Source organism: Yersinia alsatica, from assembly GCF_025133195.1.
Taxonomy (GTDB): domain Bacteria; phylum Pseudomonadota; class Gammaproteobacteria; order Enterobacterales; family Enterobacteriaceae; genus Yersinia; species Yersinia alsatica.
Map to the genome: position 1 here is coordinate 4,084,823 of NZ_CP104006.1, position 26,891 is coordinate 4,111,713.

Below are 26,891 nucleotides of genomic sequence, written 5' to 3' on the forward strand. Positions count from 1 at the left end.
TTATATAAAATTAATTATCTGATTTGACAAAGAATAAACATTTCTATTACAACTAGGGTAGAAATAAGCCCTATGATGCACTAAAGGTCTGCGGATACACTTCCCCATAAGCCTAAGTTATGCAACAGTGTATTTAGTAAATATCCCCATAGATATCGTAGGCAATGAACCATAAACGATAAGTATCCGACAAATCGTTAACAACTTTATAACATCGATTGCTGATCCAGAGCTTTGGATCACCGGCCGCATTGGCAAGATACTCTGTACCCTAAATCACATTTTTAATGGTGAATAAAACAGAACTATGCTGATGAGGTGATGGCCTTGCGGACATCTAAGATATTTCAGTTGTTAGAGGTTTTAAAATAAGCGCTAAGGAGACTGTAAATGGCTAACAAGAAAGCGACGCTGAATTTAGAAGGCGAAGCTGCGATCGAACTGGGCGTGCTATCCCCAACCCTCGGCACTGACGTTATCGACGTCCGCACCTTAGGTTCGAAAGGTTATTTTACCTTTGACCCAGGCTTTACTTCTACCGCATCCTGCGAATCAAAAATCACTTATATCGATGGTGATGAAGGTATTCTGTTGCACCGTGGCTTCCCGATTGCCCAGTTAGCTAACAATTCTACCTATTTGGAAGTTTGCTACATTCTGCTGTACGGCGAAGCCCCTACGGCTGAAGAGTATGAAACTTTCAAAGCGACCGTCACCCGCCACACTATGATTCACGAGCAGATCACCAGTCTGTTCCGTGGGTTCCGCCGTGACTCGCACCCAATGGCAGTATTATGCGGGGTAACTGGCGCACTGGCCGCCTTCTACCATGATGCGCTGGATGTGAATAACGAGCGTCATCGTGAAATCACCGCCTTCCGTCTGCTGTCCAAAATGCCGACTGTTGCGGCGATGTGCTACAAATATTCAATCGGCCAGCCGTTTGTTTATCCGCGTAACGACCTGTCTTATGCCGGTAACTTCCTGCGCATGATGTTCTCTACTCCATGTGAAGAATATGAAGTTAACCCAGTGTTGGAACGCGCAATGGATCGTATTTTCATCCTGCACGCCGACCACGAGCAAAACGCTTCAACCTCGACAGTTCGTACTGCGGGTTCTTCTGGCGCTAACCCGTTTGCTTGTATTGCTGCCGGGATTGCCTCCCTGTGGGGACCAGCGCACGGCGGCGCGAACGAAGCCTGCCTGAAGATGCTGGAAGAGATTAAAACTGTTGAGCATATTCCAGAATTTATCCGCCGTGCGAAGGATAAAAATGACTCATTCCGCCTGATGGGCTTTGGTCACCGTGTGTATAAAAACCACGATCCGCGCGCCACTGTGATGCGTGAAACCTGCCATGAAGTGCTGAAAGAGTTAAAACTGGAAGACGATCTGCTGAAAGTGGCGATGGAGTTGGAGCATATTGCGCTGAACGACCCGTATTTCATCGAGCGTAAATTGTATCCAAACGTTGACTTCTATTCAGGTATCATCCTGAAAGCATTGGGTATTCCGTCTTCAATGTTTACCGTAATCTTTGCGATTGCGCGCACTATCGGCTGGATTGCTCACTGGAATGAAATGCACGACGAGGGCATCAAAATTGCGCGTCCGCGTCAGCTTTATACCGGTTATGCAGAGCGTGAATTTAAGAGCCAGTTGAAAAAGTAAGTTTTTTATTGCGCTGAGAAAATGCAAAACGCCACCTTTCGGTGGCGTTTTTTATGGCTGAATCAATGAATTGCGCCACCAGGAATATGCAAATCGTGCTCAATTTGCAAGGCAATAGAAATTGCCAATTCCAAGGCTATCAACACCGATTGTGTCGACATACTCGGTGCACCGGGGTGATCGACAGCTTGTTCAGGTAAGTAAGGAATATGGATAAATCCGCCCTTAACCTCGCTATTAGCTGAATTTAAGCGGTGTAATAAACCATACATTACATGGTTGCAGACATACGTTCCTGCGGTCTGGGAAATCGAGGCTGGAATGCCTGCATCACGAATCCCTTGCACCATCGCCTTGATAGGCAAGCGGGTAAAATAGGCCGCCGGGCCGTCTTCGACGATAGGTTGATCGACAGGCTGATGACCCTGATTATCGGGAATTCGGGCATCATCAATATTAATGGCAACTCGCTCGATGGTGATATCGGCACGCCCACCCGCTTGACCAATGGCTAACACTAACACTGGCTGAATATCATCTATCGCCGCATTCAGCGCGGTCAGGGCTTCACCAAAAGCGCAGGGTAACTGACGGGCCACCACTCTGACGCCACCCATCATCAAATCATTCAGTTGCTTGACCACTTCCCAAGAGGGATTCACCCGTTCACCACCAAATGGCTCAAACCCGGTAATTAATACACTTCTCATCATCTCTCCTAGAGAAACATCAGGAAATACAGCAAAAATACGTTAACAATCAACAAAGCAACCCCGGTTGGGATCTGCGCTTTGATCACCGCATTTTTATCCGGTAGCTCCAATAATGCGGCAGGAACAATGTTAAAGTTGGCCGCCATAGGGGTCATTAAGGTGCCGCAATAACCCGAGAACATCCCAATAGCAGCCATCACTGCTGGGTTACCCCCGTGCTGCAATACCAAGATTGGAATGCCGATACCCGCCGTCACAATAGGGAAAGCAGCAAACGCATTCCCCATGATCATCGTCAACAGCGCCATGCCAATAGCATAGACCGCCACCGCAATAAAGCGATGATCTACCGCCAGATATTCCTGAGTTAAATGGGCAATCGCCGTGCCAACGCCAGCAGTGGTAAACAGCAGGCCGAGTGTTGCCAAAATCTGCGGCAAGATAAATGCCCAGCCAATGGAGTCCAGCAAACGCCGAGCTTCCTGCACCGGTTGTGCGGCAGTCTCGCGGGTCATTACCACCGCAATCAGCAAGCCGAGCACACAGCCGACCGTCATCGAGAATAAGGTCACCAAGGTTGAGTGATTACCCGCACCAAACAGCCACTGGTCCAATGCTGGAATATTAGTAAACAACAGCACGCCGATAACCGTTACGATAGGGATGGTCAGCGCCGGAATAAACAGCTTATTCCCCAAACGTTTGGCACTCACTTCACGTTCTTGTGCTGTACGCTGATGGTAGCTGCCCAACTTGACGCCACCAAAGCCGGCGATCAGCGCCATGATGACTACTACTACGCCGACCGTGATATTCAGGATGCGTTTTTCATCTGGCCCTTCCCCCCCTAATGTACTTGCCAGACGGTAGGTCCAATCCCCCACCAGAAAAACCAGCCCGTACAACCCCCAGAATAGGCCGGTGGTGATCCGGCGCGGGTTGGCTTTATCACGGAATGACATTACCGCGACTATCAGTAATACGACACCCGCCAACCAGTATAAATATTGCTGTTGGAAAATCATTTTGCGTCTCCTTTGGCAGCCAAAGCAGACTGATTCAGCGCGGTTAATTCAGCGGCGAGGTGTTTATCTAAACGTTGTAAACGATAAGAATGAATCAGGAAGGCACAAATTGCGGTCGGGATCCCCCACAGCGCAATGTGCAGTGGCTCGGTCTGAATCCCGCCGGACTCCAACATAAAGTTGTGCATAAAGATAATGGCACCAAAGGCGACAAAAATATCTTCACCAAAGAATAAACCGACGTTATCCGTAGCCGCAGACATTGCCCGCAGACGATAACGCACTTTCTCTGGTAATTCGCCATAACGAGTGGTTGCCGCACCTTCCGCCATTGGCGCCAATAACGGGCGCACCATCTGAGCATGGCCGCCAAGGCTGGTTAAACCCAGTGCTGCCGTGGCCTCACGCACAAACAGATACACAATCAGTAAGCGGCCAGACGTGGCACTTTTGATCTGCGAAATCCATGCCTGCGCTCGCTCTTTCAAGCCATGGCGCTCGAGCAACCCGATAACCGCCAAAGGCAGTAACAGAATCAATGGCAGGTTACGGGTGTTAAGAAACCCTTCACCCAGTTTCTCCAAAATAGTTGCTATTGGCATCAATGCGGCTACACCGGTGATGATCCCGGCGGTGATAACCACCAACACAGCGTTTATCCGCAGTAAAAATCCAATCACAATCGCCGCGATACCAATCAGCGGCCATAAGTTTACCGTTTGTTCCAAGGTGACTCTCCTGTCATAAAATATGATTACTTTTCGTCCTTGACGCCGCAGGGATGTTAGCTGCAACGCCAATGGCTTTGAGTAATTATTTAACCCAAAATATGATTCCACCCGGGCTTGGCGGTTATGTTTTTAATGCCCAAAAGCAGTTAATTCAAAAGCTATATAATTATTGTGCAGTGACATCGATGTTGTGTTGCTGAAAACTCTCACGTAAACGGCGGGCAAAATTCAATGCATGGGCACCATCACCATGTACGCAGACCGTATCCGCCTGCACTGGCACCCAATGACCATCGCGAGCCTGAACCTGCTGGTGCTGCACCATAGCCAAGGTTTGTGACAAAGCCAGCTCGTCACTTTCAATTAAGGCATCCGGCTGGCTGCGCGGCACTAAAGTACCGTCAGATTGATAGCGGCGATCGGCAAACACTTCCTGACGAGTGGCTAATCCCGCGCGTTCACCGGCACGGATCAATTCGCCCCCTGCCAACCCGACCAATCGCAATGTTGGGTCTACCGCCTTGACTGCTTGAGCAATAGCATCAGCCAACTGCGGATCAACTGCGGCTTGGTTGTACAGCATGCCGTGGGGCTTAACATGCTGCATCACGCCGCCTTCCGCTTTCACAATGGCGGCAAGAGCACCAAGCTGATAAACCACTTGGGCATAGACGGTCTCTGGCGGCAACTGCATCGCCGTGCGCCCAAAATTCTCGCGATCCGGGAAACTCGGGTGCGCGCCAATAGCCACCCCATATTCGATAGCCCAACGCACCGACTGGCGCATAGTTTGTGCATCACCGGCATGGAAACCACAGGCTATATTGGCGGAACTGACCAATTGCAACAGCACCTGATCATTGGCACAGCCTTCACCCAAATCGGCATTTAAATCAACGTTCATTTGGCCTCCGTGGCATCGAAACCTTGCTGTAAACCCCACTCAATCTGTTGCAGGAAATGCTGCTGTTCTGTCTTGGCCCGCAGCGCCTCTTCCACACTACATTGGACAAAATGCACCGGTTCACCGAGGCGAAGTTGCGCTAAGTGGTAGAGATCGGCCTCGATAACACAGGCAATACGCGGATAACCGCCCGTGGTTTGGGCATCCGCCATCAAGACAATCGGCTGACCGTTATGCGGGACTTGCACCACGCCAGGTAATAAACCGTGGGATAACATCTCGCGGGAGGTGGTGCGCATTAACTCGCGCCCCGTCAGGCGATACCCCATCCGGTTACTTTGCGGGCTGAGTTGCCAGGCTTCACGCCAGAAAGCGCCCTGGGCAATGTCGTCAAATTCATGATATTCCGGCCCCGCTACAGCGCGTACACGATTACCGAATAACAATTGTTTGATACCAACGGATTCACGGGGCAAACGTGTCGGCTTGCCGAGTGGTAGGCGGTCGCCCTCTTTAATTAACCGCCCCTGATAACCACCAAAGCCCGCTTTCAGATCTGTGCTGCGCGAACCCAGCATTTCCGGTACATCAATACCGCCAGAAACCGCCAGATAACTGCGCATGCCGCGCGGTGGCACACTGAGTTTCAACTGTTGCCCGGGTTTGACCGGATAACGCCACCCCGTCCAGAGCAGTTGGCCCTCAAGCCGCGCATCGCAACCCGCGCCAGTTAAGGCTATCCAGCCCGGTTGGGTAAATTCAGCAGTAAACTGACCAAGCGTGATTTCCAGCCCAGCCGCCCCTGCATCATTCCCGACCAACATGTTCGCCATCATCAGCGCCGGTAAATCCAGCGCCCCGCCCTGACTGATACCCAAACGACGAAAACCGCCACGGCCACTATCTTGTACCGTGGTATAAATACCTGAACGAATAATATTCAGCATACGCCCTCCTTTAAAGGCAGGAAGCGCACATTATCACCCGGCCGCAACAAGGTTGGCGGCATCTCTATCGGGTTAAACAGTGCCAGTGAGGTTCGGCCAATTAACTGCCAGCCGCCAGGGGTCGCCAGTGGATAGATCCCCGTTTGGCTGCCACCTATCCCGACAGAACCCGGCGGAACCACCAAACGTGGCTCGGCGCGTCGTGGGGTAGCCAACTGCTCAGGCATACCGCCCAAATAGGAGAAGCCCGGTTGGAAACCAAGGAAATAGACGATATAACTCGCCTCTGCATGGCACTCAACTACCTGCCGCTCGGTCATACCGGTATGGCGTGCCACTTCAGCCAGATCAGGGCCAGCCTCACCGCCATAAATCACGGGAATGGTGATATCACGCGACTCAGGTACTAATGACTCACTCTCTTCCCACCAGCGTTGCAGGCGCTCAATCGCATCCCACGCGGTATTTTGCGGATCTGTCAGCAATAAAGTCAGATTATTCATGCCCGGAATCGCTTCAAGGATATCCGGGTGATGAATCAGACGATCAGCTAAGCCCCAAATCCGCTGCTGACTGGCTAATGTTACCGGCGGTTCCAACTCCAGAACCACCGCACTCTCTCCTAATAAATAACATCGTGCTCGTTGCACTCCCGTCCCCCTGATTAATTTATAGTTTTAATTTTTAGATAAATAACAGCCATAAGTACATATTTATGCGTTAGCACCTAGCCGCTGTCAATAGAAGTGAATCAACCAATAATTGCGGGCAATCACTAGTTCTGAATGTAATGGCGATATTAATCACTATGAATAGTTGTTTTCATGGTTTTTTAATGATGTTTGAGGGTGTGAGGCGATTTATTTCTTATTTAAAATCAGAGTTCAGCGGGGAAATATTCTTATAAATTGCAGTTTTATCATACAACTATGACTAGATGATTATTTTAAGCAGCCTGACAGTGATTAAGTCCTTATTTTTATTGTGGTTAAGTGTTTAATGTCAAGACTGCGGACTGCAGATTACATTAAGTACCGGTAATCTTCATCACCAGTGCTTAGACAGAGCTAACCCAGACTCAGGCTGGGTTAGGGATATCAATAAAGATAACCTCAAGTTGATGTTGAGCTGCTAGCCATTCACCAAGAGCTTTGATGCCATAACGCTCAGTTGCATGATGCCCCGCCGCATAAAAATTCACACCCATCTCGCGAGCGATATGAATTGTCTGCTCAGAAACCTCGCCAGTTATGAATGCATCCACACCAAACTCTGCGGCTTGCTGAATATAACCTTGCCCACCGCCGCTGCACCAAGCAATACGGCGGATACTTGCTGGTGCATGATCACCACAATGCAGCACCTGACGATCCAATAATGTTTCTAACCGCTCACGTAAAATGACGGCATTTACCGGAGTATCAAATTCACCGTAAGGTAAGAGAGTTTCAATTTCCCCCAACACTCGGATATCAAGCAATTTTGCTAGCTGCGCGTTATTACCTAACTCTGGATGGGCATCCAGCGGCAAATGATAGCCATACAGATTAATATCATTGGCGAGCAAGGTTTTCAGGCGGTTGCGCTTCATCCCACGAACCACCGTCGGTTCGTTTTTCCAGAAATAACCGTGATGCACCAAAATAGCATCGGCCTGCTGCCCAACAGCTGCATCGAGCAATGCCTGACTGGCAGTCACTCCGGTGACGATACGACGCACCTCTTCACGCCCCTCAACCTGCAAACCATTGGGTGCGTAATCCTGAAAAGCCGTGATATCCAGCTTATTATTGATAAGGGTTTCCAGTTCCGTGTTACGCATTTTTTAGTCTCGTTAATTATCAATACTGGTGGAAAGTATAAATTTAAAATATCTGTTTAGGTGCTTTTGCTTTAGAACTTCAGGCTATCGCCTTGTTCCATAATGATAAAATTAATGCCCATATCATTACCCTGTGCTAATTCAGCGGCAATGGTTTTACGCACATCTGGCCCTTGTTGGAGTGACGGCTTGATATGGCTAATCACCACCGGAAAATCTTTTAATGGTTCCCCTTCCCCGCTGTAGGCGGCGAGTTTCTTCAGCTCTTTCAGCAACCATTTTGGCGTCATATGGCCATACAACTTGCTGTCCGGGGCATCATTGGGATAGGAAACCTCAATAATCATCCCTTTTAGTTGCTGCTGTTTAACCTTTTCAGCCAGTTTACGCCACACCGTATCCAGATTTTTCGACTTTTCTATTTCATCCGGCCCGGTATCGCCAAAATAGGCAAAATTGGCATTGTTACTGCTGATAAGTAGCATCGAAGAGGGTGATTTATCATGGCTCAGCGGGTACATCTCGCCGGTTAAGCGGGTCAGCCCCATACTCAACGACTGAGCCGGACGCACCAATTGCATCCGATAAGTTCCTAATCGAGTGCCACTGCCACTGTCAGTAAAATTGGGCCAGACACGCCAGTTAAAATAGTAGTTTCGCAGCACATCAATGGTATCTACCGAGGCATAAATGGTTTTTTTACTGTCTTCTGGCGAGCCAATGATCAGACCAGAAACATGGTCAAGATGAGCATGACTAATGAAATAGCTATTAATACGCTGGCGAAAAATATATCCCTGCCGAGTTAAGGGAGCAGCGACTTCATCAGTAATGTCCGAGAAGTTGCCTTTTTCCAGTGCCTTGGCGATGCCCGGCAGTACCGAACCAGCATCCAGTGCCAAATAGAGCGGCTGGCTATCATCACGAATTAGATATGACGTCAGATTACCATCACTGACACCACCATCCACGCCAAGAGCGACAACTTCGAAACCGGCGGCGGCCAGCGAGCTATACAGGCTAAAAGAGAAAACCACCCCGGCATTAATCAACCTGTTGCGGCGCTGGCTAATGCGTGATGCCGATTGAGTCAAAAAAGTAGTCAAAAACATGAAGGCTCCTTGTGGTTAGGGATCCTTGCGGCCATCCCGCTTAGCGGCGTCAAATGCCGCGAGTGTCGCCAATCTGGCTGCTTTATGGTCCACCAGCGGCAGTGGATAATCCAATGTTTGCTGCTGGCGCTGCGCCCAATTCCATGGCTGATGGATATCGCTGTCAGGCACCGCAGCCAACTCAGGTAGCCAGCGGCGAATAAAAACGCCGTCTTTATCAAACCGCTCTCCCTGCGTGGTGGGGTTAAAAATACGAAAATAGGGCGCGGCATCGGTACCGGTTGAAGCCGCCCACTGCCAGCCTCCATTATTAGCGGCCAAATCACCGTCCAATAATTGCGACATAAAATAACGCTCACCATGCCGCCAGTCGATCAACAAGTCTTTGACCAGAAAACTGGCACTGATCATGCGAAGCCGGTTATGCATCCAGCCAGTTTCATTCAACTGCCGCATTGCCGCGTCAACAATAGGATACCCCGTCTGCCCCTGTTGCCAGGCGACTAATTGCTGTTCTGAGTGATTCCATACTACTGCATCAGTCCAATCAATAAAGGGACGATGCTGGCATAACCGTGGATAAGCTACCAGTAAATGACGATAAAATTCACGCCAGATCAGTTCATTAAGCCAGATAAAGGCACCGCTGTCGGCATTTTCCAGCGCATCCGGGCACTCTGCCCGCAGACGATTAACACATTGACGAGGCGAGAGTATCCCTAGCGCCAGATAAGGTGACAGGCAACTGGTTCCCGCGATAGCCGGAAAATCACGTTGTTGCTGATAGTCCAGAACGGGCTCACGGCAGAAGGCCCGCAGGCGCTGTAACGCGGCCTCTTCACCCACCGGAAAGAGCTGGTGGTCGACAGATTGTTGTGGGTAATCAAATGGAGTCAGTGGCTGCGGCACTATTTCCATTGAGGTATTGCGGGCTTTGGGGGCGGGTACACTGCGGCAATCACTCATCATCAGGCGCTGAATAAATGCTCGGCGAAACGGGGTAAAAACTTTATACATTTCGTTATTGCCCGTCAGAACAGTGCCCGGCGGCAATAGCACACTGTCATGGAAAGCATGACAGGCAACCTCACGCCCATTAAGGCGAGTGACCAAGGCTTTATCACGTAGCTGTTCATTCAGCTCATATTGTTGATTATAAAACAGCGCATCCACTTGATGTTGCTGGCAAAAATTATCCAGCCAAGCAATCGAGTCCTGAAAATTATCACACTGATCATAGTGCAGCGGTATCGCCCGCGCCGCGAGTACAGTTTGCAGCTGTTGCAAATTTTGCAGTAAAAACGCCGCCTGCCGAGGGGCCATATCATGCTTCGCCCACTGTGCTGGCGTAGCAATAAAGACGGCAATAACTGTTGCTTGTGGGTCTTGGCAAGCCGCATGCAGCGCCAAATTATCCGTTAGGCGCAGATCATTACGAAACCAGACTAAATGCGTTGCCATGTTTTATCCCTGTGCTGAATAAAAAGTAAAATAGTGCTGCCCAGCCAGATAATCATTAGGGAACGCCACCATATAAGCCGTTATTTGGCCAATAGGCTCGCTTAACGGTACCTCCCCTAGCCGATATTTTTCAATCAATTGTGCCAAAGCCTGCCGCTGTTCTGAGGTGAGGTAAGGCCGGAAATAACCCTGCACATGCATCAATACATTGGTGTGGTTGGCAGCGGTGGGCTGATGAGATAACAGTTGAATCAGACGTTGGCGATACTCAGTGGCAAACTCAGTTAATAATGGCCATTTATCCATCTCTGCCACAAAAGGCCCAATCTCGCGATATTCAGGCTGTGAATGTGCCAAGAGCACGAGTTTATAGCGGCTGTGAAACTCCATCAGCTTGCCGCGGGTAATGCCTGCCGCACATAGTGCATCAAATTCATCGCGTACCTGGCAATACTCGACACTGTGTCTCACTTGATTATTTTCCGCCATGATCTTCTCCATTTGCCGGTGTGACTTATTACGTGACAAGCTTTTTCTTCATCTTAACAGTAGTCTACCCCTTGGATTGATTGAGATCTTTTCTTATCTGCCGCTGTGATATAGGCAATAAAAAAGCCCGCGAGTATTAGCTCACAGGCTTTTTTATTTAAATCACAAATGATCAATAGAAATCTTGCGGTGCCATTTCAGACTGTGCCAGCCAGACCGGTTTATCACTGGTTTTGAGCCAGACACGGTGCAGATAGCTATAAAAACGGGCGCGATCTTTGCGGAACAGCATGATCGGCAGCGCCAACAACCCCGCCAGGATTACTGCGCTACGGCGCAAGATAACCTGATGTAAGGGATATGCATTGTACATAGTCATAATAACCCTCCTTTAAAACGCCTCTGCGTAACGACTGACCCGGATAGACAGTGAACCGATTCACCGCTTGGCGTTGAAAGTAAAATAAACAAAATTGGAAACTGGACAAAATTTTACCGTATTGATTGAAACTTTACCACTCATCCGACCACTATATGGCACAAAAAGCAGAAAAAAAACGTCAAACCTGTAATTTTGTTACATCAAAGTTAACTTGCGCCTAGGAATTGTTACATAGCAGTTGCATGCTTTTTATAAACTAGAAAACTGGATGTATTCAGCAAGAATAAAACACATTTTTATTACGCCATTTGATCTCACCCCGCTCCACTGACTAATTTACACTCATTATTAGGTCATTTTTTGACCATTTTTATACTTTTTTTACACCCCTCCTCGTTTTTTTATCAAGAACTTTTCTTACGACTTCCTAAGCTGTTGTTAACAAAAACTGGGTTAATAACGATGCGATTAACAACTAAGCGATTAACAGCTACTCGGCTAACAACAACGTGTTTTTTCAACAACCGGGTTATCAAAAATAAGACCTGTGGAGGTGTATCTTGAGTATCAGCATCATTGGTGGTGCGCTGCTGGTTCTGCTGCTTCTGGGCTATCTGGTTTATGCCCTATTCAATGCGGAGGACTTTTAAATGGCAGCGTCAGGATTTCTGCTTATCGCCAGTTTCATGCTGGTGTTATTGGTGCTATCCCGTCCGCTGGGGAGCTTTTTAGCACGTCTTATTGAAGGTGAATCCTTCGCTCCACTGCAAAAAATTGAGGCCGGTTTATGGCGCTGTAGCGGGGTAAAAAACGAAGAAATGACGGGCTGGCAATATGCCCTCGCCATTCTGTGCTTTAACTTGCTGGGGGTCGTGCTGCTGTTCACGCTACTCATGGCGCAAGGTTCATTACCATTGAACCCGGAAAAGATGCCGGGTATGTCATGGCATCTGGCGCTGAATACTGCCGTCAGTTTTGTCACCAATACCAACTGGCAGGCCTATAGCGGCGAGAATACCCTCAGTTATCTGAGCCAAATGGCCGGTTTGACGGTACAAAACTTCCTCTCTGCCGCGACCGGTATTGCCGTCGCCTTTGCATTGATCCGTGCTTTTGCCCGCCATTCTGCCGCCACTCTGGGCAATGCCTGGGTTGATCTGGTGCGTATCACTTTATATGTCCTGTTGCCGATCTCACTGCTTATTGCTCTGATTTTTGTCAGTCAGGGCGTGCTGCAGAACCTGGACGGCTACCTGCATATCACCACATTAGAGGGGGTAAAACAGACCTTACCGATGGGGCCAGTAGCTTCGCAGGAAGCCATCAAAATGCTGGGCACCAACGGCGGCGGTTTCTTTGGTGCCAACTCTGCCCATCCTTTTGAAAACCCAACGGCTTTTAGCAATTTTGTGCAAATGCTGGCTATTTTTCTAATCCCCTGTGCCCTGTGTTTTGCTTTTGGTCAGGTGGTGGGCGATAGCCGCCAAGGCCATGCGCTTATCTGGGCGATGTCACTGATTTTTGTGGTGGCCGTGGTGGTAGTGATGTACGCCGAGCTGGCCGGTAACCCACATTTAACCCAGTTGGGTGCCGACAGCAATATCAATATGGAAGGTAAAGAGTCCCGTTTTGGCATTCTGGCCACCAGCATGTATGCCGTGGTCACCACGGCGGCCTCTTGTGGTGCAGTTAACGCCATGCACGATTCCTTCACGGCCTTGGGCGGCATGGTGCCAATGTGGCTGATGCAGATGGGTGAAGTGGTGTTTGGCGGCGTCGGTTCCGGTCTGTACGGCATGTTGTTATTCGTGTTGCTGACAGTGTTTATTGCCGGGCTAATGATTGGCCGAACTCCAGAATATCTGGGTAAAAAAATCGACGTTTTTGATATGAAAATGACCGCGTTAGCCATTCTGGTGACACCGACTGTCGTGCTGCTAGGTACTGCACTGGCGCTGTGTACTGATGCCGGACGCGCGGGAATACTGAACCCCGGCGCTCATGGCTTTAGCGAAGTGCTCTACGCCCTCTCTTCGGCGGCAAATAACAACGGTAGCGCCTTTGCTGGGCTAAGTGTCAATACGCCGTTTTATAACCTGCTGCTGGCTGCGGCGATGTTCTTGGGCCGATTCGGCGTCATTCTGCCAGTGTTGGCGATTGCCAGCTCGTTGGTGGCGAAGAAACGGCAACCGGCGGGTAACGGCACATTGCCAACCTCCGGCCCGCTGTTTATCGGCTTACTGGTGGGTACGGTGTTGTTGGTCGGCGCCTTGACCTTTATCCCGGCACTGGCCTTAGGTCCGGTCGCTGAACATCTGCAAATTTGGTTAACACGCTGAGAGATTAATGATGACTCGCAAACAACGCGCGATTTTTGAACCCGCACTGGTTCGTACTGCACTGCTTGATGCAGTCAAAAAGCTGGACCCGCGCGTCCAGTGGCGTAATCCAGTGATGTTCGTGGTGTATCTGGGCAGTTGGCTGACCACTTTAATTTGGCTAGCTATTTTAAGCGGACAAACTACCGGTAGCGCCATGTTTACCGGCAGTGTTGCCCTGTGGCTGTGGTTTACCGTGCTGTTTGCCAACTTTGCCGAAGCACTGGCCGAGGGGCGTAGCAAAGCGCAGGCCGAGAGTCTGCGTGGGGTGAAAAAAACCAGTTGGGCCAAAAAACTGTCCGCAGCCCGCTTTGATGCGCCACAGGAGAAAGTCTCTGCCGATAGCCTGCGCAAAGGTGATGTGGTGCTGATTGAAGCCGGTGACACCGTGCCTTGCGACGGTGAAGTGCTGGAGGGGGGCGCATCAGTGGATGAAAGCGCCATTACCGGTGAATCAGCACCGGTTATCCGCGAGTCTGGCGGTGACTTCTCCTCCGTAACTGGCGGTACTCGCGTGCTGTCAGACTGGCTGGTCGTTGAGTGCAGTGTTAACCCCGGCGAAACCTTCCTCGACAGAATGATTGCCATGGTTGAAGGAGCCAAACGGCGTAAAACCCCCAACGAAGTGGCGCTGACTATTTTGCTGGTGGCATTAACCATCGTCTTTTTACTGGCAACCGCCACCCTGTACCCATTTTCGGTTTTCAGTGTTGAGGCCAACCATGCTGGCTCTCCAGTCACCATCACCGTGTTGGTCGCGCTACTGGTTTGCCTGATCCCCACTACGATTGGCGGCTTGCTATCCGCCATTGGTGTCGCCGGGATGAGCCGTATGTTGGCGGCCAACGTGATAGCCACCAGCGGGCGGGCAGTAGAAGCCGCCGGTGACGTCGATGTGTTGCTGCTGGATAAAACCGGCACCATCACCTTAGGTAACCGCCAGGCGTCCGAGTTCCTACCCGCCCCCGGCGTCACCGAGCAACAACTGGCTGATGCCGCGCAACTCTCTTCGCTGGCCGATGAAACCCCCGAAGGCCGCAGCATTGTAGTGCTGGCTAAACAGCGCTTTAACCTGCGCGAACGCGACTTACATAGCCTGAATGCCACCTTTGTACCCTTTTCAGCGCAAACGCGGATGAGTGGTGTCAATGTGCAGGATCGGATGATCCGCAAAGGCGCGGTTGATGCTATTCGTCGCCACGTAGAATCTAACCAAGGCCACTTCCCACGCGCTGTTGACGCTGCGGTAGAAAGTGTGGCGCGCACCGGCGGTACACCCTTGGTGGTGGCTGATGGGCCACGGGTTTTGGGGGTGGTGGCGCTGAAAGATATTGTGAAAGGCGGCATTAAAGAACGTTTTGCCGAACTGCGCAAAATGGGTATTAAAACCGTGATGATCACCGGCGATAACCGCCTAACCGCAGCAGCAATTGCAGCAGAAGCCGGAGTCGATGACTTTCTGGCTGAGGCCACGCCGGAAGCTAAATTAGCCTTGATTCGCCAGTATCAGGCGGAAGGTCGATTAGTCGCAATGACCGGTGACGGCACCAACGATGCGCCCGCTCTGGCGCAGGCTGATGTGGCGGTGGCGATGAACTCGGGGACTCAGGCGGCCAAAGAAGCAGGCAACATGGTGGATTTGGACTCAAACCCGACCAAGCTGATTGAAGTGGTGCATATCGGTAAGCAAATGCTGATGACCCGTGGTTCGCTGACCACCTTCAGTATCGCCAACGACGTCGCGAAATATTTCGCCATTATTCCCGCCGCGTTTGCCGCGACTTACCCGCAGCTTAACGCCCTGAATGTGATGCAGTTGCACTCGCCGGCCTCAGCCATTTTGTCGGCGGTTATTTTCAACGCGCTGGTGATTGTGTTCCTGATCCCGCTGGCCTTAAAAGGGGTCAGTTACAAGGCGATGAGTGCCGCTGCTCTGCTGCGCCGTAACCTGTGGATTTATGGGCTGGGCGGACTACTGGTGCCATTTGTAGGTATCAAACTTATCGATCTGGTGCTAACCGCCCTGATGATGAGCTAACAACAAGACAAACACGATTAAGAGGCAATAAATATGTCATCGACCAATATGCCGTCAATCAATAAGGTTTCATACTTTCGACCTGCATTGGTTTTACTGATATTACTGACACTTATCACCGGGATAGCTTATCCTCTGCTGACCACTGGGCTGGCGAAATTACTGTTTGCCCAGCAAGCGAATGGCTCATTAGCCATGTTAGGTGATGAAGTCGTCGGTTCCACCTTGCTGGGCCAGAACTTTACCCAACCGGGTTATTTTAGTGGCCGCCCATCCGTCACGGCAGATATGCCTTATAATCCAATGGCCTCGGGGGGCAGTAATCTGGCTATTAGTAACCTGGCACTGGATCAGGCTATCAGTGAGCGCGTTAAATTACAGCGTCAGGCCAACCCGACACAAACCGGCCCGGTGCCAGTGGACTTGGTCACCGCCTCTGGCAGTGGTCTGGACCCCAGTATTTCGTTAGAAGCGGCTTATTATCAGGCACCACGCGTCGCCAGTATCCGCCAGATGCCGTTGTCTGAAGTCAAACAGCTGATTGATGAAAATGTGCAAAAATCGGTACCCAATTTCTTCGGTGAACCCGTAGTTAACGTACTGAAACTGAATATGGCGCTGGATGCTCGAAGCCACGTGACAGTACCGGCGACCCCGGTAAAACCTTAAGGACAGATGATGGTGGATGCAGAACCAACCCGCCCCAACCCCGATAGCCTGCTGGCGGCGGCCAATGAAAAAAACCGTGGTCGGCTGAAAATCTTCTTTGGGGCTTGCGCCGGAGTGGGTAAAACCTACGCCATGTTGCAAGAGGCCCAGCGCCTACGGGGTCAGGGGCTGGATGTGCTGGTCGGCGTCGTGGAGACCCATGGGCGCAGCGAAACCGCCGCATTGCTGACAGGGCTGGCAATCCTGCCACAAAAACGCATCCACCACCGTAGCCGTCAAGTGCGCGAATTTGATTTAGATGCCGCACTGGCCCGCCACCCGGCACTTATCCTGATGGATGAGCTGGCACACAGTAATGCCCAGGGTTCCCGTCATCCCAAACGCTGGCAAGATGTCGAGGAACTGCTGGACGCCGGTATTGACGTGCTGACCACCGTGAATGTGCAACATTTGGAAAGTCTGAATGATGTGGTTGGCGGTGTCACCGGGATTCGGGTACGGGAAACCGTTCCTGACCATATGTTCGATGAAGCCACAGAAGTGGTGTTGGTTGACCTGCCGCCTGATGACCTACGCCAGCGCTTAAATGAAGGCAAAGTGTATATTTCCGGTCAGGCCGAGCGGGCCATCGAGCATTTTTTCCGCAAAGGCAATTTAATCGCCCTGCGTGAGTTGGCTCTGCGCCGCACCGCTGACCGTGTTGATGACCAGATGCGCGCCTTCCGAGATACTCAGGGGCGAGAGCGAGTTTGGCATACCCGCGATGCCATCCTGTTATGCATTGGTCATAGTAGCGGCAATGAGAAATTGGTACGAACCGCCGCCCGGTTAGCCGCGCGTTTGGGCTGTATCTGGCATGCGGTTTATGTTGAAACTCCACGTCTGCATGCCCTGCCGGAAGCCAAGCGCCGCGCCATCTTGCAGACACTCAAATTGGCGCAAGAGCTGGGAGCGGAAACCGCCACACTGTCAGAACCCAGTGAAGAACAGGCGGTATTGCGCTACGCCCGTGAGCATAATCTGGGGAAAATCATCATTGGCCGTCGGGTAGAAAAACCGTGGAAATTACGCGGCAGTTTTGCTGATCGCCTCGGTAAATTGGGGCCGGATCTGGATTTAGTGATTATCTCGCTGGAGGGGGATAACCTCGGCAGTGCTGCCAAAGAAACGGACTCGCGCACCTTTACTGAAAAGTGGCGCATGCAGTTGCGCGGCTGTATCGCCGCCATCGGCTTATGTGCACTAATCACATTACTATCACAGTGGCTAATCCCCGGCTTCGATCAGGCAAACCTGGTCATGGTCTACTTGCTGGGCGTCGTTATCATCGCGCTATTTTATGGCCGCTGGCCTTCGGTATTAGCGGCGGTCATTAATGTCGCCAGCTTTGACCTGTTCTTTGTCCAGCCCCACTGGTCACTGGCGGTCACCGATGTGCAGTATCTGCTGACATTTGGCGTGATGCTGATTGTCGGTATCGTGGTGGGCAATTTAACCGCTGGTGTGCGCTATCAGGCCAGAATTGCCCGCTACCGTGAGCAACGCGCCCGGCATCTGTATGAAATGTCTCGCGGATTAAGCCGTGCCCTCACCCCGGTTGATATTGCCAAAACTAGCCGCCATTTTCTTTCCAGCAGTTTTCAAGCCAAAACAGACTTGCTGTTACCACAGGAAGATGGCCGATTACAGCAAGTCACTACGGATGAAGGCGGAGCCCTTTCCGTCGATGAAGCCATTGCGCGTTGGAGTTTTGACAAAGGGGCACGAGCGGGTGCGGGGACGGATACCTTACCGGGCGTGCCTTATCAATTACTGCCACTGACCGCCTCCAAACAGACTTTTGGTGTATTAGCGATTGAACCGGCAAACCTGCGCCAGTTAATGGTGCCGGAACAGCAACGCCTGCTACAAACCTTTACCAGTTTGATTGCCAATGCGCTAGAAAGGCTGCATCTGGCCCGCAGTGCCGAGCTGGCAAAATTGGATGCTGAGCGGGAGCAGTTACGTAACTCACTGCTGGCAGCACTTTCCCATGACTTACGCACCCCGCTCACCGTGCTATTTGGTCAAGCCGAAATATTAACGCTGGATCTGGCCGCTGAAGGTTCGCGGCACGCCCCACAAGCGAGCGAAATCCGCCAGCAAGTGTTGAGCACTACCCGGCTAGTCAATAATTTATTGGATATGGCGCGCATTCAATCCGGTGGTTTTAACCTGCGTAAAGAGTGGCAATCACTCGAAGAGATTGTCGGCAGCGCCTTACATATGCTGGAAACTGCCCTCAATCATCATCACATTAATGTCGAACTACCAGCTGAAATGGTGCTGATCAACTGTGATGGCAGCTTGTTGGAGCGCGTGTTTATCAATCTGCTGGAAAATGCCCATAAATACGCAGGCTTTGATGCTTTGCTGGGGATTAGAGCTGTAGTGCAAGGTGAATGGTTACATGTGGAAGTTTGGGATAATGGCCCCGGAGTGACCCTCGGACAAGAACAACTGATTTTTGATAAATTTTCCCGTGGGAACAAAGAGTCAGCTATTCCTGGCGTGGGCTTGGGTTTAGCTATTTGTCGTGCCATTATTGATGTACATGGCGGCCGCATCTGGGTGGAGCCAAGTCAAGCTGGCGGTGCCAGTTTCCACTTTACTTTGCCACTGGAAAAAGCGCCGGAAATTGATAGCGAAAATAGCGATACTGAGGAGACTTGACCATATCCCCGACTAACATTCTGATTGTTGAAGATGAAAAAGAGATCCGGCGCTTTGTTCGTATTGCGCTGGAGAGTGAAGGCTGGCGCGTATTTGAGAGTGATACGCTGCAACGGGGTTTGATTGAAGCCGGTACCCGCAAGCCGGACCTGATTATTTTAGATTTGGGCCTACCGGATGGTGATGGCCTCAGTTATATCCAAGATCTCCGCCAGTGGAGTGCCATTCCCATTATCGTGTTATCAGCACGTAATAGTGAAGAAGATAAAGTCGCGGCACTGGATGCCGGTGCTGATGATTATTTGAGTAAACCCTTTGGTATCAGTGAATTATTGGCTCGAGTACGGGTTGCTTTGCGTCGCCATAGCGGTGGCAGTCAGGAAAGCCCGCTGGTCAATTTTGCCGATATCAGTGTGGATTTGATTAACCGTCAAGTCACCCGAGCCGGTGAAAACCTGCACCTGACGCCAATAGAATTTCGTCTGCTGTCAGCGCTATTGGCCAATGCTGGTAAGGTGATAACCCAACGCCAGTTACTTAACCAAGTATGGGGGCCAAATTATGTCGAGCATAGCCATTATTTGCGCATTTATATGGGCCATTTACGGCAAAAATTAGAAGTAGACCCTACCCGGCCTAAACATCTATTGACCGAAACCGGCGTTGGCTATCGCTTTATTCCATAACGATTTATCCCCTCCAAGACTTTACATTGAGACTAGGAAAAACAACTTTGGCAGAGTAGCATTACATTTTTAATGATAATGGGTATTATTTATTATGAGCACTTGGTTAATATACGCGCTGCTTTCTGCCCTCACTGCGTCATTGGTCGCCATCTTCGGTAAAATTGGCTTACAGCATCTGGATGCCAATACTGCAACAGCGGTGCGTGCAGTCGTGATGGCGCTATTTTTAGTCGGCGTCGTGCTGGTTCAGGGGAAATTTAATCTGGTCGGCGCGGTATTGGCTGATAAAAAAGCGCTGCTGTTTATCGTCCTAAGTGGTGTGGCAGGTGCCCTTTCCTGGCTGTTTTATTTTATGGCGATTAAAAACGGCAATGTCTCGCAAGTGGCTCCCATTGATAAACTTAGCGTCGTTTTTGCTGTTATTCTCGCCTTTATTCTGTTTGGCGAAAAAGTATCACTGGTTGCTGGACTTGGAGTGGCACTTATTACGGCGGGAGCATTAATGGTGGCATTGGGTTAATCCAGCCACAGGTAATAATTAGATAAAAAATAAAGACAAAGTATATTACTGTTGTCTTTATTATCACTTCCATTTTTTCATCCATAATAAGAAGTTATCATTTTATAAAATCATACTTAATCACATTAACATCTTAATATGGAAATTAACATGACTTAATATAAAAGTATTTTTTTGAATAAAAAGAGGATGTATGAATAAAGAAGAATCAAAAACGCAAGCAATGTTCTACTCCATATCTCTGTACAATTTACCTACCGACAAAATTTCTTTTCGCTATTCAAACTCAACACTTATAATTAGAACATTAAATAGTAAAAATAGAATTAATCATCGTTGGGTATATCGTGATATTTTTAAAAATAAAATACTTAGAATTAAATCAGTTATTATTTATGATAAAAGTGGAAAGAAACAAGAGTTTTTCCTCCACACCGATAATTCCATACCAACATACAATCCCTCAGAAATACACATGAATATTAAGATGGAGAATCTTGATATTTATTTAGCAAACGAAATCACTCACATTACTTTTGCTAAGAATATATCTAAAAACTATTTAACGATAAATGGCGAGAAAGTCATAAAGCTAAAAAATGATAATAATAACATTATCATTGGTGAAAACAGTAGCAATGCAATATTGGGTAGTGAACGGGATGACATAATTATTGGCGGTGATGCAAGTGACAACATTTCAGGGCTGTTGGGTAATGATACCATTATTGGCAAAAAAGGTAATGACTCGCTATTTGGCGAGGAAGGTAATGACATTCTGGTGGGTGGTGAAGGTAATGATGGGCTGGCCGGTGGGCCAGGTAATGATATTCTCTATGGCGGTGACGGAAACGATGAATTACATGGTGATGCGGAAGCCTTGGGCTGCTTTGCTGTTGAAGGTAAGGCGCGAGGAAATGATATAATATTTGGTGGGAATGGTAATGATCGAATTGAAGGTGAAAGGAATAATGATTATTTAGCCGGTGGAACTGGCGATGACTTGTATGTCTTCTCTTATAATGACGGAATTAATTTGATAGTAGAATATAGTAATGAAGGAAATATAGTTGCTATTAATGACCATTATTTTCATGAATTGGCTTTTAGTCGTTATGGAACTCACTTAATGATTTCCAGCACCAGGATAGGTAATAGTTTAGTGATTGTGATCAAAGATCAATTCGCTGAAGATGGTTATAAAATAAAACACCTACAAACAAAATCATATATCCGCGATAACGATAGTGAACAGAAAAAAAACCTTCATTCTCTACTAAATAAACTGATGAAAGAAAATCCAGAAAACACCCTCAAAGAATTAGAAAACATGTCTAAATACTCTTATTCTGATCTCGGCGATCATTTCAATGTTATATTACCTGATGCATTTGGCAGTAAAATGCCTGATATTGAAACAACAACAGAAAACAAACTTGTTAACGAACTTATAGATAGAAATGAAAAATTAGTAAGAATATATAAAGATAACCCTAACCACTTTGGTGAAAATTTACCTGACATAAGCTATCTTATTGAAGCACTGTCTTCTTATGCGCCCAAAGATGCCCCTAAAATAAACACACCATTATCAAAGAGTGATATGTACTCTCACTCTTTGGCTAATCGACTTGCTTTGGTATACAATTAAATAATGATATGAAATTAAAAAATAGTTCACAAAACATCATAAATATTGAATAAAATAATAATAATGTTATTTAATTTTATTTTAGCTTAACACTTTTATAAACTATTTAAGGAGACAAAAAACATATAAAAGGAAATAAATTGAAAAGAAATATCAATATAAGAAAAAAGAATAAGCTATCAACACCGCTACTAATTATTAATGGAGACATGAAATCTATTCTCATCAGCAATGTATCTACGGAAAAAGTCTTCTTCCAATACGTAGATTCAAAACTGGAAATAACCATTTTAGATAGCAATAACCAAATTCGTTTTAGGAAATTTTATTATGTAGCTGAAAAAGAAAGTTTAACTATAAAATCCATCATTTTATATGATAAGAATGACGTCAAAAGTGAGATATTTTTAACATTAACAGATTCTAATGAAGCAGAAAACAGTGACAATAGCCCTAGCATAAGACTCTTACTTACCAAAAATGATCTGAAGACGTATTCTGCACATAATCTAATCACTAATACCAAGCCCGATCCCTCAAAAGTTGTTTTCCTTGAGGAAAATGAATCTTTTTCTGGGAATAAATACCATAGCAATGGCGTCGTTGGCGGGAAAGGCCCTAACATCATCATTGGTGGTGACAAAAATGATAACTTAGCCGGTGGTGATGATAACGATATTATCGTTGGCCTTGGCTCTTCCGACTCACTATTTGGCCAGAATGGGGATGATATCTTAGTCGGAGGTGGCGGTAACGATTGGCTCGCAGGAGGAAACGGTAATGATATTCTTGATGGTGGTGATGGCGACGATGAATTACAAGGTGATGCTGAAGACTTTAGCAATGATACCAAAAGTGACGAAAACGCAGGGAAAAGACGTGGCAACGATATAATATTTGCTGGAAACGGAAATGATCTTATCTTTGGGGGAAAAAATAACGATTATTTAGCCGGAGGAAGGGGTAATGACCGTTATGGATTCTTTGCTCATGATGGAATTAATATGATCGTTGAATATGGTGGTGAAGAAAACACCATTATCATTGAAGATTACTATTTCCATGAATTGAAATATGAACGCTATGGTAATCACTTAGTCATATCAAGTATCGAAAAACACCATAATAATCTCGTTATAGTAATCAAAGATCAATATGCAAAAGATGGCTACAAAATTAAACACTTACAGACAAAATCATATATTGATGATGATAATGATCATAAAAAGAATCATGCGAAATTAATTACTGAGATAGTAAGGCAACACGTGGATAATCCTGATAAATTGCTATCACAATTGACAACAAGAAATGACTTTAGTGATTATTATCGAACTGACTTATCTGAAGTTTTTGCTCATAGGATGCCAGATACCGAGATCTTGACAGGAAAAAAACTTATTGATGTACTTAAGGATAAAAATAAGGCATTACAACAAATGTACCAAAATAATTCTTTATATTTCGGCGATAACGTACCTGATATAACTTACATTACAGAGGCTCTATCTTCCTTTGCCCCCAAAGAAGCTTCACAAACCGATTTAAAATATTTAAAACACTATAATTCAATAATATATAACTCTTCCAGACCGCTTGCTGCTATAACTGATTATTCATAGCAAAGCTATCACACCGTTTTAGCGTAAATTGACTAAGAAGAAATAGCGCCAGACAGCGCTATTTCTATTTCTTACCGGTGATGATTATTTACCAGCCAACACTTCACTGACAATATCTACCGCTTCTTGCTCTATCTTTTCGCGGTGCTCTGCGCCAAGGAAGCTTTCACAGTAAATTTTATAAGCATCTTCAGTACCCGATGGGCGAGCAGCAAACCAACCATTGTCGGTCATCACTTTCAGACCACCAATAGACGCGCCATTGCCCGGTGCTGTAGTCAAACGAGCAGTTATAGGGTCGCCCGCCAATGTGCTGGCTTTCACCATTTCAGGCGAGAGCTTAGACAGGGCATTTTTTTGCGCCTGAGTTGCTGGAGCCTGAATGCGGTTATAACTTGGAGCACCAAAGCGCTTGGCCAGATCATCATAGTGATGCTGTGGATTTTTACCGGTAACAGCTGTAATTTCAGCCGCTAACAAACACATGATAATGCCGTCTTTATCCGTCGACCAAGGTTTGCCATTAAAACGCAGGAAAGATGCTCCAGCGCTCTCTTCGCCACCAAAACCAAAGCTGCCGTCGTGTAATCCGTCGACAAACCATTTGAACCCGACAGGAACTTCCACCAGCTTACGGCCTAAATCGGCCACCACTCTATCAATCATCGCACTGGATACCAGTGTTTTACCGACCGCCACATCAGCGCCCCATTGTGGACGATGCTGGAACAAGTAATTGATTGATACCGCTAGATAATGATTCGGATTCATTAACCCGGTCGGTGTGACAATGCCGTGACGGTCATAATCCGGGTCATTGGCAAAAGCTAAATCAAATTTATCACGCAGTGCCAGTAAACCAGCCATAGCCGATTCTGATGAGCAATCCATACGGATCACGCCATCATGATCCAGATGCATAAAGCGGAAAGTTTGATCGATGGAATCATTAACCAGCGTCAGATCCAACTTATAGTGCTCGCCAATACGTTGCCAATAGGCAATACCGGAACCACCGAGTGGATCAACACCTAACTTAAGACCTGCATTTTGAATGGCGGGGATATCCACCACATCAACCAAACCTTCAACATACGGCTGAATCAAATCCTGCTCACGCAGATGATTCCCCTTCCAGGCTTTATCCAGTGTCTGACGTTTAACACCGTCTAATTTCAAGCTGAGCAATTGGTTAGCTCGCTTTTCAATGACCGAAGTCAGATTGGTATCAGCTGGGCCACCATTAGGTGGATTGTATTTGATGCCGCCATCTTCAGGTGGGTTGTGTGATGGCGTAATAACAATGCCATCAGCCAGATCTTTACCCTTGGCGTTATAACAAAGAATGGCATGGGAAATTGCCGGAGTCGGAGTGAAGCCATTGTCTTGCTGCACGACAACATCTACGCCATTCGCCGTCAACACTTCCAAGACCGAAATAAACGCGGGTTCAGACAGTGCGTGGGTATCTTTCCCCACATAACATGGGCCGGTGATACCGTGCTGGTGACGAACTTCAGCAATCGCCTGAGCAATAGCCAAAATATGAGCTTCATTAAAACTGTGGCGTGCCGCACTGCCACGGTGACCAGAAGTACCAAACTTAACCGCATGGGCTGGGTTTTCAGCATCAGGTTGCAATACATAATATTGCGATGTGAGTTGAGCAACATTAATCAAATCGCTTTGCTGAGCAGCTTGCCCAGCACGAGGGTGATTAGCCACAGTCACGACTCCCTATAAGCTTGCACTTTTACCCCTGATGACGCATTAAAAGCCAGCAGCGGTAAAAGAGGATGGTTAAATGAAATCAGATAGTCCCGCAGACTTTATCAGTCAACTCCGGCGGGAACTGCATTGTCAGCATGATATGTTGCACCATGCTGCGTTTACGCTCGGTATTGGTATTGGTAATAACCCAGTATGGCGTACCAGGGACATGTTTGGGCTTGGTGTGCGTCCCGTTTTGCAATAATGTCTGCTGATCGCCGGCAAAATAGACCCGGGTGCGGCCATGTAATGATTCTGTGGCCTCGGTAAATGCCTGTGCATCCAAGGTATATAATGTTGATAACACCAACATAAAGCGGTTAACTGCTCTGTTTTGCTCCGCATACTCATCGGACAGCAGCAATTCACGCACTGCACGAACCCGGTCTCGTGGCGCTGGCGCGACCACCGTTTTGGCTGCATCATTATTATTGGCAGGCAAATTAGGTACCGGCTGGCCAGCGGTAAACTTCAGCATGCGCCGTAAAATATCGGACGCGCTCTCGCCAATGTGTTGCGTATGGCTGGCAATATAGCGATAAAGTTCTTCGTCGAGTTCAATAGTTTTCATCTTTATCCAGTACGGTTTTCTACTTTCTTATGCATATCTTAGGATTATAAAGTCAAAGCGCGTTAACGAGTACCATTATCATGGCTTTAGCCGGATAAATCCCCTCAACGCCTCAGTAATGACTCAATCACCCACATATACCTGATAAGGCAAATAATCGTGGAGCAGCACACCTTCACTCAGTCATGATACCCTAACCACAATATCTCTCAGTATGAACTTCGCCATGAAATTAAACTTCCGCTTACAAAACGCACTTTCTCCCACGCCATCCCTGCCCATCATTCTCATTCATGGGTTATTTGGTAACCTTGATAACCTTGGGGTGCTCGCTCGTGACTTGCACCAAGACCATGACGTGATTCAGGTTGACCTACGCGACCACGGATTATCCCCACGTTCGCCGCTGGTCAGTTACCCGGAGATGGCACAGGACGTGCTGGAATTAATGGACCAGCTCGCTATTGAGAAAGCGATTATTATTGGTCACTCAATGGGCGGTAAAGTCGCCATGGCGATGACCGCTATTGCACCAGACCGCATTGAAAAGCTGGTTGCCATTGATATCGCCCCTATTAATTATCAGGTGCGCCGCCATGACCAGATTTTTGCGGCTATCAATGCGGTCAGTGCCGCGGGGGTGACTCAGCGCCAGCAAGCTGCCCAACTAATGCGTGAATCAATAAAAGAAGAAGGTGTTATTCAGTTCTTATTAAAATCATTCCACAATGGCGAATGGCGATTTGATGTGCCTGCCCTGTGGAGCCAATACGAAAATATTGTTGGTTGGCAACCCATTCCCCCTTGGCCCCACCCGATTTTGTTTATTCGTGGTGAGCTATCGCCCTATATCCAAGACAGCTATCGCGATGAGATTGCCCGTCAGTTTCCGCAAGCTCGTGCCCATGTAGTGGCCGGAACCGGCCATTGGGTACACGCAGAAAAACCAGAATCAGTATTGCGCGCGATTCATCGCTTTATTGATGCCGAATAAAGTTGGCGGCCAGCGGG

General features: G+C 48.1%; 24 protein-coding genes. 11 read left to right on the forward strand and 13 right to left on the reverse strand.

Annotation, left to right across the window (positions count from 1 at the left end; translation table 11 throughout):
- The first annotated feature begins 390 nt into the window (after positions 1-390).
- Positions 391-1,674, forward strand: coding sequence for a citrate synthase (locus tag N0H69_RS18300; protein WP_050107770.1), 1,284 nt, complete (start codon positions 391-393; stop codon positions 1,672-1,674).
- Between the two features lie 62 nt (positions 1,675-1,736).
- Here the strand turns inward: N0H69_RS18300 and pcp are convergent, their stop codons facing one another.
- The 11 genes from pcp to N0H69_RS18355 all read right to left on the reverse strand — a co-directional run bounded on the left by pcp (position 1,737) and on the right by N0H69_RS18355 (position 11,257).
- Positions 1,737-2,384 carry a pyroglutamyl-peptidase I gene (pcp, locus tag N0H69_RS18305; protein ID WP_050107772.1) on the reverse strand — a complete coding sequence of 216 codons (648 nt, stop codon included), beginning with the start codon at positions 2,382-2,384 and terminating at the stop codon, positions 1,737-1,739.
- Between the two features lie 8 nt (positions 2,385-2,392).
- Positions 2,393-3,412, reverse strand: a complete 1,020-nt coding sequence (locus tag N0H69_RS18310) for a DUF979 domain-containing protein (RefSeq protein WP_050107774.1) — start codon at positions 3,410-3,412, stop codon at positions 2,393-2,395.
- Positions 3,409-4,140: a DUF969 domain-containing protein gene (locus N0H69_RS18315; protein WP_050107776.1), complete on the reverse strand. Its 732-nt coding sequence runs from the start codon at positions 4,138-4,140 to the stop codon at positions 3,409-3,411. The genes N0H69_RS18310 and N0H69_RS18315 overlap by 4 nt, the downstream gene beginning before the upstream one ends.
- Before the next feature lie 169 nt (positions 4,141-4,309).
- On the reverse strand, positions 4,310-5,047 hold the full coding sequence (pxpA, locus tag N0H69_RS18320) for a 5-oxoprolinase subunit PxpA (protein WP_050151601.1): 738 nt from the start codon (positions 5,045-5,047) through the stop codon (positions 4,310-4,312).
- Complete coding sequence (pxpC, locus tag N0H69_RS18325) at positions 5,044-5,994, reverse strand: 5-oxoprolinase subunit PxpC (protein ID WP_050151600.1); 951 nt, start codon at positions 5,992-5,994, stop codon at positions 5,044-5,046. Before pxpC ends, pxpA begins: the two co-directional genes overlap by 4 nt.
- The gene (gene pxpB / locus N0H69_RS18330) at positions 5,988-6,644 is read right to left on the reverse strand and encodes a 5-oxoprolinase subunit PxpB (RefSeq protein WP_050151599.1); all 657 of its coding nucleotides are present in this window, start codon (positions 6,642-6,644) and stop codon (positions 5,988-5,990) included. Before pxpB ends, pxpC begins: the two co-directional genes overlap by 7 nt.
- A 428-nt stretch (positions 6,645-7,072) precedes the next feature.
- Positions 7,073-7,816, reverse strand: coding sequence for a type 2 GTP cyclohydrolase I (locus N0H69_RS18335; RefSeq protein WP_050107784.1), 744 nt, complete (start codon positions 7,814-7,816; stop codon positions 7,073-7,075).
- A gap of 71 nt (positions 7,817-7,887) precedes the next feature.
- Positions 7,888-8,928, reverse strand: coding sequence for an MBL fold metallo-hydrolase (locus N0H69_RS18340; protein WP_050151598.1), 1,041 nt, complete (start codon positions 8,926-8,928; stop codon positions 7,888-7,890).
- A gap of 15 nt (positions 8,929-8,943) precedes the next feature.
- A complete protein-coding gene (gene phrB, locus N0H69_RS18345; RefSeq protein WP_050151597.1) occupies positions 8,944-10,389 on the reverse strand; it encodes a deoxyribodipyrimidine photo-lyase in 1,446 nt (481 codons plus the stop codon).
- Positions 10,390-10,392: 3 nt separating this feature from the next.
- A complete protein-coding gene (locus tag N0H69_RS18350; RefSeq protein ID WP_050151596.1) occupies positions 10,393-10,878 on the reverse strand; it encodes a YbgA family protein in 486 nt (161 codons plus the stop codon).
- A gap of 172 nt (positions 10,879-11,050) precedes the next feature.
- Positions 11,051-11,257 carry a YbfA family protein gene (locus N0H69_RS18355; RefSeq protein WP_050107797.1) on the reverse strand — a complete coding sequence of 69 codons (207 nt, stop codon included), beginning with the start codon at positions 11,255-11,257 and terminating at the stop codon, positions 11,051-11,053.
- Between the two features lie 563 nt (positions 11,258-11,820).
- On the opposite strand from N0H69_RS18355, the gene N0H69_RS18360 reads away from it, so the two are divergent.
- The 9 genes from N0H69_RS18360 (at position 11,821) to N0H69_RS18400 (ending at position 23,539) form a co-directional block, all read left to right on the forward strand.
- Positions 11,821-11,910 (forward strand): K(+)-transporting ATPase subunit F, encoded by a 90-nt coding sequence (locus N0H69_RS18360; protein WP_032911927.1) that lies wholly within the window; start codon positions 11,821-11,823, stop codon positions 11,908-11,910.
- Positions 11,911-13,599, forward strand: coding sequence for a potassium-transporting ATPase subunit KdpA (kdpA, locus tag N0H69_RS18365; protein WP_050151595.1), 1,689 nt, complete (start codon positions 11,911-11,913; stop codon positions 13,597-13,599).
- A gap of 10 nt (positions 13,600-13,609) precedes the next feature.
- Positions 13,610-15,676: a potassium-transporting ATPase subunit KdpB gene (kdpB, locus tag N0H69_RS18370; protein WP_050151655.1), complete on the forward strand. Its 2,067-nt coding sequence runs from the start codon at positions 13,610-13,612 to the stop codon at positions 15,674-15,676.
- A 33-nt stretch (positions 15,677-15,709) separates the two neighbouring features.
- Complete coding sequence (gene kdpC, locus N0H69_RS18375; protein WP_050151594.1) at positions 15,710-16,345, forward strand: potassium-transporting ATPase subunit KdpC; 636 nt, start codon at positions 15,710-15,712, stop codon at positions 16,343-16,345.
- Between the two features lie 9 nt (positions 16,346-16,354).
- Positions 16,355-19,057, forward strand: coding sequence for a two-component system sensor histidine kinase KdpD (gene kdpD, locus N0H69_RS18380; RefSeq protein WP_050151593.1), 2,703 nt, complete (start codon positions 16,355-16,357; stop codon positions 19,055-19,057).
- Positions 19,054-19,743 carry a two-component system response regulator KdpE gene (kdpE, locus tag N0H69_RS18385; protein WP_050107805.1) on the forward strand — a complete coding sequence of 230 codons (690 nt, stop codon included), beginning with the start codon at positions 19,054-19,056 and terminating at the stop codon, positions 19,741-19,743. Before kdpD ends, kdpE begins: the two co-directional genes overlap by 4 nt.
- Before the next feature lie 94 nt (positions 19,744-19,837).
- Positions 19,838-20,266, forward strand: a complete 429-nt coding sequence (locus tag N0H69_RS18390; RefSeq protein ID WP_050107806.1) for an EamA family transporter — start codon at positions 19,838-19,840, stop codon at positions 20,264-20,266.
- A 193-nt stretch (positions 20,267-20,459) separates the two neighbouring features.
- Positions 20,460-21,917 carry a calcium-binding protein gene (locus tag N0H69_RS18395; RefSeq protein WP_072077574.1) on the forward strand — a complete coding sequence of 486 codons (1,458 nt, stop codon included), beginning with the start codon at positions 20,460-20,462 and terminating at the stop codon, positions 21,915-21,917.
- 140 nt (positions 21,918-22,057) lie between these two features.
- Positions 22,058-23,539 carry a calcium-binding protein gene (locus N0H69_RS18400; protein WP_050151592.1) on the forward strand — a complete coding sequence of 494 codons (1,482 nt, stop codon included), beginning with the start codon at positions 22,058-22,060 and terminating at the stop codon, positions 23,537-23,539.
- Positions 23,540-23,623: 84 nt separating this feature from the next.
- Here the strand turns inward: N0H69_RS18400 and pgm are convergent, their stop codons facing one another.
- Together pgm and seqA are read right to left on the reverse strand one after the other, a co-directional pair.
- Positions 23,624-25,264, reverse strand: coding sequence for a phosphoglucomutase (alpha-D-glucose-1,6-bisphosphate-dependent) (pgm, locus tag N0H69_RS18405; RefSeq protein WP_050151591.1), 1,641 nt, complete (start codon positions 25,262-25,264; stop codon positions 23,624-23,626).
- 85 nt (positions 25,265-25,349) lie between these two features.
- Entirely contained in the window at positions 25,350-25,880 is a 531-nt protein-coding gene (gene seqA / locus N0H69_RS18410) for a replication initiation negative regulator SeqA (RefSeq protein ID WP_050107810.1), read from the reverse strand.
- Between the two features lie 226 nt (positions 25,881-26,106).
- Here seqA and ybfF point away from each other — a divergent pair, with 226 nt between their 5' ends.
- The gene (gene ybfF, locus N0H69_RS18415; protein ID WP_050151590.1) at positions 26,107-26,874 is read left to right on the forward strand and encodes an esterase; all 768 of its coding nucleotides are present in this window, start codon (positions 26,107-26,109) and stop codon (positions 26,872-26,874) included.
- Positions 26,875-26,891: the final 17 nt, after the last annotated feature.